Annotated in this window: 10 protein-coding genes; 6 read left to right on the top strand and 4 right to left on the bottom strand. The window is 74.3% G+C overall.

Translation table 11 applies throughout. The features are described 5' to 3' along the window. Window positions 1–9: 9 nt before the first annotated feature. The gene (locus tag C8046_RS14700; RefSeq protein ID WP_109230964.1) at window positions 10–1,494 is read right to left on the bottom strand and encodes an NCS2 family permease; all 1,485 of its coding nucleotides are present in this window, start codon (window positions 1,492–1,494) and stop codon (window positions 10–12) included. A gap of 250 nt (window positions 1,495–1,744) precedes the next feature. Here C8046_RS14700 and C8046_RS14695 point away from each other — a divergent pair, with 250 nt between their 5' ends. Next, entirely contained in the window at window positions 1,745–3,166 is a 1,422-nt protein-coding gene (locus tag C8046_RS14695; protein ID WP_109230084.1) for a nucleobase:cation symporter-2 family protein, read from the top strand. Window positions 3,167–3,262: 96 nt separating this feature from the next. On the opposite strand, the gene hpxO is transcribed toward C8046_RS14695, so the two are convergent. From hpxO to uraD, 3 genes are all read right to left on the bottom strand, one after another. After that, window positions 3,263–4,447 (bottom strand): FAD-dependent urate hydroxylase HpxO, encoded by a 1,185-nt coding sequence (gene hpxO, locus C8046_RS14690; protein ID WP_109230083.1) that lies wholly within the window; start codon window positions 4,445–4,447, stop codon window positions 3,263–3,265. Between the two features lie 83 nt (window positions 4,448–4,530). Then, the gene (gene uraH, locus C8046_RS14685; protein WP_109230082.1) at window positions 4,531–4,875 is read right to left on the bottom strand and encodes a hydroxyisourate hydrolase; all 345 of its coding nucleotides are present in this window, start codon (window positions 4,873–4,875) and stop codon (window positions 4,531–4,533) included. After that, window positions 4,872–5,387 carry a 2-oxo-4-hydroxy-4-carboxy-5-ureidoimidazoline decarboxylase gene (gene uraD / locus C8046_RS14680; RefSeq protein ID WP_109230081.1) on the bottom strand — a complete coding sequence of 172 codons (516 nt, stop codon included), beginning with the start codon at window positions 5,385–5,387 and terminating at the stop codon, window positions 4,872–4,874. Before uraD ends, uraH begins: the two co-directional genes overlap by 4 nt. A 111-nt stretch (window positions 5,388–5,498) precedes the next feature. On the opposite strand from uraD, the gene allB reads away from it, so the two are divergent. Genes allB through C8046_RS14655 form a run of 5 tightly spaced genes read left to right on the top strand, consistent with a single transcriptional unit; the run spans window position 5,499 to window position 12,228 of the window. Further along, window positions 5,499–6,854, top strand: a complete 1,356-nt coding sequence (gene allB, locus C8046_RS14675) for an allantoinase AllB (RefSeq protein ID WP_109230080.1) — start codon at window positions 5,499–5,501, stop codon at window positions 6,852–6,854. Beyond that, entirely contained in the window at window positions 6,851–7,954 is a 1,104-nt protein-coding gene (locus tag C8046_RS14670) for an acetamidase/formamidase family protein (RefSeq protein WP_199224494.1), read from the top strand. The genes allB and C8046_RS14670 overlap by 4 nt, the downstream gene beginning before the upstream one ends. 16 nt (window positions 7,955–7,970) lie before the next feature. After that, the gene (locus C8046_RS14665) at window positions 7,971–9,578 is read left to right on the top strand and encodes an AtzH-like domain-containing protein (RefSeq protein ID WP_235866343.1); all 1,608 of its coding nucleotides are present in this window, start codon (window positions 7,971–7,973) and stop codon (window positions 9,576–9,578) included. Beyond that, the gene (locus tag C8046_RS14660) at window positions 9,575–10,855 is read left to right on the top strand and encodes a pyridoxal-phosphate-dependent aminotransferase family protein (RefSeq protein WP_109230079.1); all 1,281 of its coding nucleotides are present in this window, start codon (window positions 9,575–9,577) and stop codon (window positions 10,853–10,855) included. The genes C8046_RS14665 and C8046_RS14660 overlap by 4 nt, the downstream gene beginning before the upstream one ends. A gap of 59 nt (window positions 10,856–10,914) precedes the next feature. Then, window positions 10,915–12,228 (top strand): M20 family metallo-hydrolase, encoded by a 1,314-nt coding sequence (locus C8046_RS14655; RefSeq protein WP_109230961.1) that lies wholly within the window; start codon window positions 10,915–10,917, stop codon window positions 12,226–12,228. Window positions 12,229–12,329 lie beyond the last annotated feature (101 nt).

The raw sequence follows: 12,329 nt of genomic DNA, 5'->3' as shown, positions 1-12,329 counted from the left end.
CGGGTCGGGTCAGCCGACCAGCGCCTGGATCGGCCCGCGCACGAAGTACAGGACGAACATCGCCGCGGCGACCCACATCAGCGGGTGGACCTGGCGGGACTTGCCCAGCAGCACCTTGATGAGGACGAACGTGACGAAGCCGGCGCCGAGGCCGACCGTGATCGAGTAGGTGAACGGCATCAGGGCGATCACGAGGAACGCCGGGATCGCGACCTCGAGGTTCTTCCAGTCGATGCCGCTGATCTGCGTCATCATCAGGAACCCGACGATCACGAGCGCCGGGGCGGCCGCCTCGGACGGGACCATGTTCACCAGGGGCGACAGGAACGTCGCGAGCAGGAACGCCACACCGGTGACCACCGACGCGAGCCCGGTCCGGGCCCCCTCGGCCACACCGGCCGAGGACTCGATGTAGGCCGTGTTGGAGCTGACCGAGCCGGCACCACCGGCGACCGCCCCGAGGGAGTCGACGACGAGGATCTGCTTGGTGCGGGGCGGGTTGCCCTCGGAGTCGAGCAGGCCGGCGGCGCCGCCCACCGCGACCATCGTGCCCATCGTGTCGAAGAAGTCCGCGAGCAGCAGCGTGAAGACGAGCAGCACGACGGTGATGAAGGTCAGCTTCTCGAACGAGCCGAACAGGGAGACCTGGCCGATGAGGGAGAAGTCGGGCGTGGCCACCGGCGACCCGGGCCAGATCGGCACGTTGCTCGCCCAGCCGGTGCCCTCGGCGCCGCGGCTGACGTGCCAGAACGTCTCGATGAGGAAGGCGAGGACCGTCGTCGCGACGATCGAGATGAGGAGGGCCCCGCGGGTCTGCTTGATCCACAGCACGATCGAGATCACCAGGCCGACCACGAACACCGCGAGCGGCCAGCTGGCGATGGAGCCGCCGATGCCGAGCTCGACCGGCGTGCCGCCGCCCGTGCGGACGAAGCCGGCGTTGACCACGCCGATGAACGCGATGAACAGGCCGATGCCGACGCTGATGGAGACCTTCAGCTCGGCCGGCACCGCGTTGAACACGGCCTGCCGCACCCCGGTCAGCACGAGCACGAGGATCAGCAGACCCTCGAGCACCACGATGCCCATCGCGTCGGCCCACGTCATGTCGGGCATCAGAGCGATGCCGAAGGCCACGACGGCGTTGAGCCCGAGCCCCGCAGCCATCGCCAGCGGCATCTTGGAGATGACGCCCATCAGGATCGACAGGACGCCGGCGACCAGCGCGGTGGCCGCGGCGATCTTCACCTGCGCGGACGCACCGTCGCCACCCCCGAGGAACGCGCCGGTGGCGTCGGTCCCGCCGAGGATGATCGGGTTCAGCACGACGATGTAGCTCATCGCGAAGAACGTCACGATGCCACCCCTGACCTCGCGCGCGAGGGTCGAGCCCCGGGCCGAGACGAGGAAGTAGCTGTCGAGGCGGCCGAGGAGGCCGCCCCGGGGCGATGAGGTGGGGGTCGAGGTCGCCGTCGGGGGCACGCTGCTGGGCATGACGGTCATCGTGGCAGGACGGTGGCTCTCTCCGCTCCCCCTCGACGCCCCGTGGACACGTCGTGACGCACCTCACGGACGCGCCGCCGGGCCCGGCCCCGCGTTGCCGGGTCGTAACGGTGCCGTTAAACCTCGCCGTTCCGGGCCTCAGGCCCTGTCGCCGCCGCACGCGCCGCCCCTAGGGTCACCCGCACCAGGCAACGGGGCGGAGTCTCCCTCGGCTGCCGCTCCTCGACGGCAGGAGCCGGCCATGACCCTCACCACCGACGACGAACGCGCCCCCTCCCCCACTCCCGCCGGCACGGAGGCGAACACGGTCGACACCGTGCCGCCCCTCGCCCGGCTCTTCCCCCTCGGGCTCCAGCACGTCCTCGCGATGTACGCGGGCGCCGTCGCCGTCCCCCTGATCGTCGGCGGCGCGATCGGACTGACGCCGCAGGAGATGGCGTTCCTCATCAGCGCCGACCTGTTCGTCGCGGGCCTCGCGACCATCGTGCAGTCGGTCGGCTTCTGGCGGTTCGGGGTGCGCCTGCCGCTGATGCAGGGCGTGACCTTCGCCGCCGTCGGGCCGATGATCGCGATCGGGACGGGCGACGGCGGCATCACGGCGATCTTCGGCGCCACCATCGCGTGCGGCGTCTTCATGATCCTCGTGGCGCCGTTCTTCTCCCGGCTGCTGCGGTTCTTCCCGCCGCTCGTGACCGGCACGGTGATCCTCATCATCGGGCTGTCGCTGATGGACGTCGCCGCCGGCTGGATCCTCGACGGCGGCGGCGAGGCGGGCGCGGCGCCGGTCAACGTCGCGTTCGCCGCCGGCACGCTCGTGCTCATCCTCCTCATCGAGCGCTTCGCGCCGCCCGCACTGCAGCGCGTCTCCGTGCTGCTGGGCCTCCTGCTCGGCACCCTCGTCGCGGTGGTCGTGCCCGGCATGACCGACTTCTCGGCGGTCGGCGAGGCCGGCTGGTTCGCCGTCGTCACGCCCTTCCACTTCGGGGTGCCGACCTTCCAGCTCGCCGCCGTGCTGTCGATGATCATCGTCGGCATCGTGATCATGACCGAGACGACCGGCGACATGATCGCCGTCGGCGAGATCGTCGAGAAGCCCGTCACCTCGCGCTCGCTCGCGGACGGCCTGCGCGCCGACGGCCTGGGCACGGTGCTCGGCGGCATCTTCAACACGTTCCCCTACACGGCGTTCGCGCAGAACGTCGGGCTCGTCTCCCTGACCGGTGTCCGCTCGCGCTACGTCGCCACGATGGCCGGCGGCATCCTGGTGGTGCTGGGCCTGCTGCCCAAGGTGGCGGCCGCGGTCGAGGGCGTCCCGCGGGCGGTCCTCGGTGGCGCCGGCATCGCGCTGTTCGGCATGGTCGCCGCGTCCGGCATCCGCACCCTGACCCGCGTCCACTTCACGAACAAGAACATCCTCGTGGTGGCGATCTCGGTCGGCGTCGCCCTGCTGCCGACGGTCGCTCCGACCATCTACCACCAGTTCCCGACCTGGTTCACGCTGATCTTCGACTCCGGCATCTCCGCCGGGGCCATCACCGCGATCCTGCTCAACCTCCTGCTCGGCTCGGACGAGGAGAAGCTGGACGCCCACGACATCGGCGTCGGGCCGCACGCCGTCCCGGCCGCCTCGGTCGAGACGGCGCCCGGGTCCGGGCACCACTGACCGCACCGCTCACGACGACGACGGCGGGGCCCCCTTCCGAGGGGCCCCGCCGTCGCGTGTGCCCTCGTTCCGCCCGAACCCCTGAGCGGCGGCCCGTCAGCGCAGCGGTCCCCCGAGGTTCACCGGGCTCCCGACGATGTTCCCGAGGATCCCCCGGATGACGCCGCTGCCGTCCTCGGTGCGCAGGCTCTCGTACCAGGCCGCCGTCACCTCGGGGTCGTACCCGTGCGTCTCGTCACCGCGCCTGCGTGCCCGCAGCACGAGGTCCCCCGCGCGCTCGCTGCGCACCTCCTGGTAGCGCAGCAGGGTGTCCTCGACGCTCACGGTGGTCGTGGCCACGAGGATCCCCAGCGCGAAGGAGTCCTCCAGCGCCAGGCACGCGCCCTGACCGATGTCCGGCGAGGTGTTGTGGGCGGCGTCGCCGAGGATCGCCACCCGGCCGCGCACCCAGGTGTGGAACGGGTCGATGTCCCAGATCTCGACGCGGTTGAGCGAGACGGCGGGGTCGATCGCCGCCAGCAGCGTCTCGACGCCGGGGGCCCAGCCCGCGAACGCCTCCAGCAGCGGGGCCTTGCCCTCGGACCGGTCGTAGGGCAGGCCCGCGGGCTGGGGCACGTCGAACCAGAAGTAGGACCGTCCCTGCGCCACGGGCATCACGGCGCAGCGCTTGCCGTCGCGGACGTAGGTGGTCCAGGCGTCGACCGGCCCGATGGCCGGGTCCGAGTCGACCAGCCCGTTGAAGTTCGTGTAGCCCGAGTAGGTGCGCTCGATCCGCGGCCCGCCGGCGGTGACGTGCTCGCGCACGACCGAGCGGGCGCCGTCCGCCCCGATCAGCAGGTCCGCGGTGTCAGACGTGCCGTCGGCGAAGTGTGCGGTGACGGTCTCGCCGTCGTCGGAGACCCCCACCACCTCCGTGCCGAGGTGGACGCGGTCGAGCCCGAACGTCGTCAGCAGCAGCTGCTGCAGGTCGGCGCGCGCCACCGGGTAGGGACGCTGGCCGGTCGCCGCCGTGACCGGCGCGAGGCTGAAGTCGCACAGCGTCTCGCCCGTGGCGCCGTCGCGGTAGGCCATCGACTCCATGCGTCCGCCGAGCGCCGCGACCTCGTCGGCCAGCCCGAGCCAGTTGAGCACCTTCACGCCGTTGGACCACAGCGAGAGCGCGGCGCCGACCGGCTTGTTCTCGCGCATCCGGTCGTAGATCACGACGTCGTGCCCGAGCCGCTGCAGCGCGATCCCCGCACTGGTGCCGCCGATGCCCGCCCCGACCACGATGATCTTCATCCCGCGACCCTAGGAATCGCGTGTCACGCCGCGGTTTCGGGCAGGGTTCGCCGGTGTTCCGGGTCGGGCTGACGACGCGTCGGTCAGCTCCCGCGGTAGGTGGAGTAGGCGAACGGGCTGAGCAGGATCGGCACGTGGTGGTGGCGCACCGACCCGTCGGGGGCGGCCCGCACCGTGAACGTGACGTCCACGCGCGGGTAGAACGCCTCGACGCCCCGGCCCTCGAAGTACGCGCCGGTGGCGAACGTGAGCGTGTGGTCGCCGTCGTCGAGCCGCTCGGGCCCCAGCCCGAGCCGGCCGTCCGCGTCGGTGAGACCGCGCGCGATCTCGCCGCCCGGGCCGGTCAGCACGATCTCGACGGCGACCGCGGGGGTCCCCGCGGCGGCGTCGAGCACGTGGGTGGTCAGGTGGGGGGTCGGCTCGGTCACGCGTCCTCCTCGGTGGCGTCCTCGATGGTGGTGCGCAGCCGGAGCAGCGCGATCTGCGCGAGCTGGTCGAGCGCCTCGCGGACCTCGGCCTCGTCGTCGTTGTGGAGCCGGCGCCGGGCCTCGGCCAGCATCTCCTCCGGGCTGCGGCCGGCGGCACGGATGAGGAACACCCGGCCGAACCGCGCCTCGTAGGCGGCGTTGGCGTGCGCGATCGCCGTCGTCACGTCCGCCTCCGCGTCCGCCATCGACGCCTGCTCGGAGCGCGACGCCGCCGCCTCCTCCCCGGTCCCCCTCGGCCGCTCCCCGATCCGCGGGTGGTGGGCGAGCGCGGCGTCGAGATCGGCCCGCGTCCACCTCGCGGCGAGCGACGCGGCATGCGACTCCAGGGCCTCCCGCGAGCCGTACGGTCGCGCGGCGACGATCGCCTCGACCCAGGTCGGGACGGCGGCCCAGACGGCCACCACCTCGGCGGCGCGGGGCTCGGGCAGGGCGGAGAGCTCGGTCAGCAGCACGCGCCCACCGTAGCCACACGCCCGCGAGCTCCGCCCGGTCCGCGCCACACCGAACCTCCCGGCGACGAGGCGGTAACCGGCGGGAAACCCGACCGACCTAGGGTCGCGACCATGACAGCCCCGCACTCCGTCGCCGCCCGGCGCACCCACCTCGGCGGTACGCCTCGCCCGGCGACCGTGCGCCTGGCCGCCGGCCGCATCGTGGCGGTCGAGGACTTCGACCCCGGCGCCGACGTCGTGCTCCCCGACGACCAGGTCCTCCTGCCCGGTCTCGTCGACCACCACGTGCACCTCGACGATCCCGGCCGCACCGAGTGGGAGGGCTTCGCGACCGGTACGGCCGCGGCGGCCGCGGGCGGCGTCACCACCGTCGTCGACATGCCGCTCAACAGCGTGCCGGTCACCACGACGCCCGACGCGCTCGCCGCGAAGCGTGCGGTGACGCCCGGCAGGCTCGCCGTCGACGTCGCCTACTGGGGCGGCGCCGTGCCGGAGAACCTCGGATCGCTGGCCGAGCTGGCCGCGGCCGGCGTCGTCGGCTTCAAGTGCTTCCTCGCGCCGTCGGGCATCGAGGAGTTCGGCCACCTGGAGCTGCCTCAGCTGGAGTCCGCGCTCACCGAGATCGCGGCGTTCGACGGCGTGCTGATCGTCCACGCCGAGGACCCCGACCACCTGCACCCGGGCGGGCCGCTCGGCCCGCGCTACGCCGACTTCCTCGCCTCGCGGCCGCCCCGCAGCGAGGCAACGGCGGTCGCCGCCGTCATCGAGGCGGCGCGGCGCACGGGGGCGCGCGCGCACGTCGTGCACCTGTCCGACGGCGGCACGCTGGACGCCGTCCGCGCAGCGAGGGCCGACGGCGTGCGGCTGACGGTCGAGACCTGTCCGCACTACCTCACGCTCGCCTCGGAGGACGTGCCCGACGGCGCCGGCGCCTTCAAGTGCTGCCCGCCCATCCGCGACCGCGCCAACCAGGGCCTGCTGTGGCAGGGCGTCCTGGACGGCACGATCGACGCCGTCGTCAGCGACCACTCGCCGTCGACCCGCGAGCTCAAGGAGCAGGGCGGCGGCGACCTCGGGCTGGCGTGGGGCGGCATCGCCGGGCTGCAGACCGGGCTGTCGGCGCTGTGGACGGAGGCCGTCCGCCGCGGCGTCGCGCTCGAGGACCTGCTGCCGCTGATCACGACCGGCTCCGCGCGGATCGCGGGGCTCGACGGCGACGGCGGTCCCGGCCGGATCGCCGTCGGCTCCCCCGCGCACCTGGTGGCGTTCGCGCCCGGGGCGACCTGGACGGTCGACGCCGCCGCGCTGGAGTACCGCAACAAGCTCTCGCCCTGGGACGGCGCCGTGCTCCGCGGCGTCGTCGCGACCACCTGGGTGCACGGCACCCTGGCCTGGACCGCCGACGGCGGGCTGCACGCGCGCGCGGGCCGCGAGATCCTCGCCTCCCGCGTGGCGGTGGCCGGGTGAGCGACGTGCCGAACCCCGCGATCCTTCAGCCCGGCGAGGGCGACCTCGCCGGTGACCACTACCTCCGATCGACCCCGGAGACGATCCTCTGGGGTCGCCTGCCGTGCGCCACGGACGCCCCGGTCCTGACGATCGCCTCCGGCGAGAGCGTCACGTTCGACACCGTCAGCCACGAGGGCCTGCTGCCCGACCAGGGCTCGGACCCGCTCGCCTACTTCACCGCCCAGGGGGTGCCGGCGGAGCACGTGCTCACCGACGCCGTCGCGATCGCCGCGAGTTCCCCGCGCGACCCCGGGACGGACGGACCGCACGTCGTCACGGGCCCGGTGCACGTGACGGGCGCCCGGCCGGGCGACCTGCTCCGCATCACGGTCGTGAGCCTCGTGCCGCGGGTGCCGTACGGCGTCATCTCCAACCGGCACGGCCGCGGCGCGCTCGCGGGCGAGCTGCCGCGCACGCCGGGGAACGTCCATGTGTTCACCCCCGTCGAGGAGCGCGACGGCGAGCGCGTCGGCACGCTCCCGGTGCACGACGGCGGACCTCGCCTCGTGCAGTTCCCGCTCGCCCCGTTCCTCGGCATCACGGGCGTGGCCGTCGCCGGCGACGAGCGGCCGCACTCGGTGCCACCCGGCGCCCACGGCGGCAACATCGACATCAACCTCCTGGTCGAGGGCAGCCGCCTCTACCTGCCCGTGCAGGTGCCGGGGGCGCTGGCCTACGTCGGCGACCCGCACTTCGCGCAGGGCGACGGCGAGGTCTCGCTCACCGCGCTCGAGGCGTCGCTGCGCGCGACGCTGCGGTTCGACGTCGTGCCCGCCGAGCAGGCGCGCACCGAGTTCGGTGAGATCACCGGACCGCTGGTCGAGACGGACGAGTGGCTCGTCCCGACGGGCCTGGACCCCGACCTCGACGAGGCGGTCCGCGCCTGCGTCCGCGCGTCGCTCGCGCTGATCCAGGCCCGCTGGGGCCTGGCGGAGCACCTCGCCTACGCCTACCTGTCCGCGGCCACCGACGTCGACGTCTCCCAGGTGGTCGACCAGGTGTGCGGCGCGCACGCCCGGATCCGCAAGGCCGACTTCGCCGGGGTGCCCCGTGCCTGAGCGGACGCCCGGCCCGGTGACCGCCGCGCCGATGCCCGACGACCTGCGCGAGGCCGTCGAGGCCTACGAACGGGCCGTCGTGAGCAACGACCTCGACGCGCTCGGCGCCGCCTTCGCCCCCGGGGCCGCGACGATGCGGGCCGACGGCGCCGGCCTCCTGGTCGGCCACGACGCGATCAGCGCCTTCCGCAGCACCCGCGGCGGCGTGCCCGAGCGCGTGATCGAGCGCATCGAGCACCGCCCCCTCGGCCCCGACACGGCGCTGGTCGTCGGTCTCTCGCGGTACGTCCACGGCGGCACGGGCGTGCAGACCCAGGTCTGGCAGCGCCTCGACGGCCGCTGGCTGATCACCGCCGCGCACGTGACGCCCCGCGCCCAGGCGCTGGACCGCTCGATCTGGCGCAGCGTCGGCGCCCCCCTCTGGCAGGGCGCGGACGAGGGCCCGCTGGAGGGTCTGACCGTCGCGGTCAAGGACCTGTTCGCGCTCCAGGGCTACCGGATCGGCGCGGGCAACCCGACCTACCTCGCCTCGGCCAGGGTCGAGCCGTCGAGCGCCCCCGCCGTCGTCGACCTCCTGCGGGCGGGCGCCTCGCTGCGCGGCATCGCCCGCACCGACGAGTTCGCCTACTCCGTCGCGGGCGACAACCCGCACTACGGCACGCCCCCGAACGGCGCCCTGCCCGGCGCCCTGCCGGGCGGCTCCTCCAGCGGCCCGGCCTCCGCCGTCGCGACCGGTCAGGCCGACATCGCCCTCGCGACCGACACCGCGGGGTCGGTCCGGGTGCCCGCCAGCTACCAGGGCCTGTGGGGCCTGCGCACGACGCACGGCCTCGTGCCGCGGCAGGGTCTGCTGCCGCTCGCGCAGTCGTTCGACACGGTCGGCTGGCTCACGCGGGACGGCGCGACGCTGCAGCGCGTCGCCGACTGGTGCCTCAGCTACGACGGGTCGGAGTCGACCGAGAGCGTGTACGGCGAGTCCGCCGACGAGCTGCCGTGGGCCTTCCTCGTGCCCGACGAGGTGCTCGCGTGCCTCGAACCGGCCACCGCCGCGGCGTTCGAGGCGCTGCTGGCCCGGCTCGCGACCGTCGACGACGCCCCCGCGCTCGAGCGAGGCCCGATCGGCGACCTCGCGGGCTGCGCCGACCCGTTCCGCACCGTCCAGGGTGCCGAGGCCTGGCGCAACCACGGCGGCTGGCTCCGCGAGCACCCGCACGCCCTGGGTCCCGCGGTCGCGCAGCGGATGCGGCAGGCGAGCGAGGTCACCGCGGCGGCCGAGCAGGCCGCGCGCGCCGAGCTCGAGGCGCGCCGGACGCACCTGACCGAGCTGGTCGCCCGCCGGGTGCTGCTGGCCCCGACCGTCCCCGGACCCGCCCCCTCGCGCACCGCCGTCGGACCTGCCGTAAACGGGCTGCGGCAGGCGACGCTGCGGATGACGACGCCGGCCGCCGTCGCCGGGCTGCCCGCCGTCTCCGCGCCGCTGCTCACCGTCCCCTCCGCGCTCGGCCCGGCGCCGGTCGGGCTCTGCCTGGTCTCGCGCGCCGGGACCGACATCGCCCTCGTCCGGCTGGCCCGCCGCCTCGCCGCCGTGCTGGAGACCACCGCGCCCTCGAAGGAGCCCTCATGACCGCCGCCGAGATCCCCGCCGCGATCCTCGCCGAGATCCCCGGCCCGATCGATCCGCCGCACCGCCTCCTCATGGGCCCCGGCCCCGTGGACGCCTACCCGAGCGTGCTGCGGGCGATGTCGGCGCGCCTGGTCGGTCAGTACGACCCGTTCATGACCGAGGCGATGACCCAGACCCAGGCCCTGTGGCGGCACGTCTGGTCGACGACGTCCCCGGCGTGCGTCCTCGTGGACGGCACCTCCCGCGCGGGCATCGAGGCGGCGCTGGTCTCGCTGATCCGCCCCGGCGACCGCGTGCTCGTCCCGATCTTCGGGCGGTTCGGACACCTGCTGGCGGAGATCGCGGAGCGCGCGATGGCCGAGGTGCACACGATCGAGACGCCGTGGGGGCAGGTCTTCGCGCCGTCGGCGATCGAGGAGGCCGTCGTACGCGTGCGGCCGACGCTGCTCGCGCTCGTCCAGGGCGACACGTCGACCACGATGCTGCAGCCGCTGGCGGAGATCGGCGAGATCTGCGAGCGGCACGGCGTGCTGTTCTACTCCGACGCCACCGCCTCGCTCGGCGGCAACCCGTTCGAGGCCGACGCGTGGGGCCTGGACGCCGCGACCGCCGGCCTGCAGAAGTGCCTCGGCGGGCCGTCCGGCTCAGCGCCGCTGATGCTGTCCGAGCGCGCCGTCGAGGTCGTCCGCGGCCGGAAGCGGATCGAGGCAGGCATCCGCGAGGCGGGCGACCCGCAGTCCGCCGACTTCGTGCGCTCCAACTACTTCGATCTGGGGATGATCCTCGACTACTGGGGACCCCGGCGGCTCAACCACCACACCGAGGCCACCTCGATGCTCTACGCGGCGCGGGAGTGCGCGCGCGTCATCGCGCTCGAGGGGCGCCAGGCGGTCATCGATCGGCACGCGCTCGCGGGTGCCGCGATGCTCGCCGGCGTGGCCGCCACGGGGCTGACCGTGTTCGGCGACGTCGCGCACAAGATGAGCAACGTCGTCGCCGTCGAGATCCCCGACGGGGTGCCGGGCGATCTCGCGCGCGCGGCCATGCTCACCGACTTCGGGATCGAGATCGGCACGTCGTTCGGCCCGCTGCACGGGCGCGTCTGGCGGATCGGGACGATGGGCTACAACGCCCGCCGGGACGCCGTGCTCACCACGCTCGCGGCGCTGGAGGTCGTGCTGCGGCGGTACGGCGTGGCCGTGCCCCCGGGTGCGGGGGTCGAGGCCGCCGCCGCGCTGTACTCCGACGGCGGTCCTGGCGACGGGGCTGCCGGGTGACGGCGGGCGTGCTGCGCGACCTCCGACCCGATCTGCTCGCCGCAGCGGCTCGTCGCGCCATGCTGCGGTGCGACGAGCTGGCGCGCGTGAGCGCCACGCCGCACGCGATCGAGCGCGTCCACCTCTCCCCCGAGCACGCGCGCGTGAACCGGCTCGCGGCGGAGTGGATGCGCGAGCTCGGCATGACCACGCGGCAGGACGCCGCAGGCAACCAGATCGGCCGGCTCGCGCCGCGACCCCGCGCCGTCGCCGCGTCGTCCGCAGGGGCGGGTGCGGTGCGCGAGCACGCGCAGCGCGACGACACCCCCGCGCTGCTGCTCGGCTCGCACCTGGACACGGTGCGAGACGCCGGGCGGTACGACGGCGTGGTCGGCGTCCTGATGGCGCTCGAGGTGGTGCGGCTGCTGCGGGTGGCCGACACCTCCGACGGCGACGGCGAGGTCCGGTACTTCTCCCCCTACCCGTTCGCGCTCGAGGTGATCGCGTTCTCCGACGAGGAGGGCACGCGGTTCGGCACGGCCCTCCTGGGATCGGCCGCCGTCGCCGGCCTGTGGAGGCCAGAGTGGTGGTCGCTGACCGACGCCGACGGCACCACGCTGCGGCAGGCGGCCCTGGAGTTCGGGCTCGACCCCGGCCGGATCGGCGAGGCCGCCCGGCGGCCCGAGGAGCTGATCGGTTACCTCGAGGCCCACATCGAGCAGGGCCCGGAGCTCGACCGCCGGGGCGAGTCGCTCGCCGTCGTCTCCTCGATCGCGAGCGCCCGCCGGTTCCAGCTGGTGGTCGACGGCGAGGCTCGCCACGCGGGCGGGACGCCGTACGACATGCGGCGCGACGCGCTGCTCGGCGCGAGCGAGGCGGCGCTCGCCGTCGAGCGCATCTGCCGGGCCGAGCACCACATCGTGGGCACGGTCGGCCAGTTCGAGGCGTTCCCGGGGTCGGTGAACGTGGTGCCAGGGCAGGCGCGGTTCTCGCTCGACCTGCGGGGCGAGCTCGACGACGACCGCGACCGGGTCTGGGACGCGATCTCGCGCGAGCTCGACGCGATCATGGGCGCGCGGGGGCTGCGCTGGAGCTCGCGCGAGGTCCACAACGCCGCCGCCGTGATGTGCGCGCCGCTGCTGCAGGACGTCGTGCGGTCCGGCATCCTCACCTCGCTGCCGCGCGGCGCCGACGACCCGGCCCAGATCTTCAGCCGTGCCGGCCACGACGCGATGGCGCTCGGTGCCATCACCGACGTCGGGATGCTCTTCCTGCGCAACCCCGACGGCGTCAGCCACCACCCCGCCGAGTCGGTCTCGGCGGGCGACGTCGCGCTCGGGATCCGCGCGCTGGCGGAGGCCGTGGCGCGGCTCGGGGCCGAGCACCGGCCCTAGTCACAGCGACCGGACTCGCGCCGGAAACCTGCGGAGCCCTCTCCTTTACCGCCGCGAAACGCCCGGCTCCGGTGCAGGAAACACCGCGTTCGTAGCGTCGA

Source organism: Serinibacter arcticus (assembly GCF_003121705.1).
Classification (GTDB): domain Bacteria; phylum Actinomycetota; class Actinomycetes; order Actinomycetales; family Beutenbergiaceae; genus Litorihabitans.
Note: the sequence above shows the minus strand (reverse complement) of the source record. Positions and strands in the feature narration are given on the sequence as shown.

Excerpts from the sequence above, each read along its gene's own strand:
- C8046_RS14700 (WP_109230964.1), bottom strand. The coding sequence starts at position 1,494 with ATGCCCAGCAGCGTGCCCCCGACGGCGACCTCGACCCCCACCTCATCG.
- C8046_RS14695 (WP_109230084.1), top strand. The coding sequence starts at position 1,745 with ATGACCCTCACCACCGACGACGAACGCGCCCCCTCCCCCACTCCCGCC.
- hpxO (WP_109230083.1), bottom strand. The coding sequence starts at position 4,447 with ATGAAGATCATCGTGGTCGGGGCGGGCATCGGCGGCACCAGTGCGGGG.
- allB (WP_109230080.1), top strand. The coding sequence starts at position 5,499 with ATGACAGCCCCGCACTCCGTCGCCGCCCGGCGCACCCACCTCGGCGGT.
- C8046_RS14660 (WP_109230079.1), top strand. The coding sequence starts at position 9,575 with ATGACCGCCGCCGAGATCCCCGCCGCGATCCTCGCCGAGATCCCCGGC.
- C8046_RS14655 (WP_109230961.1), top strand. The coding sequence starts at position 10,915 with ATGCTGCGGTGCGACGAGCTGGCGCGCGTGAGCGCCACGCCGCACGCG.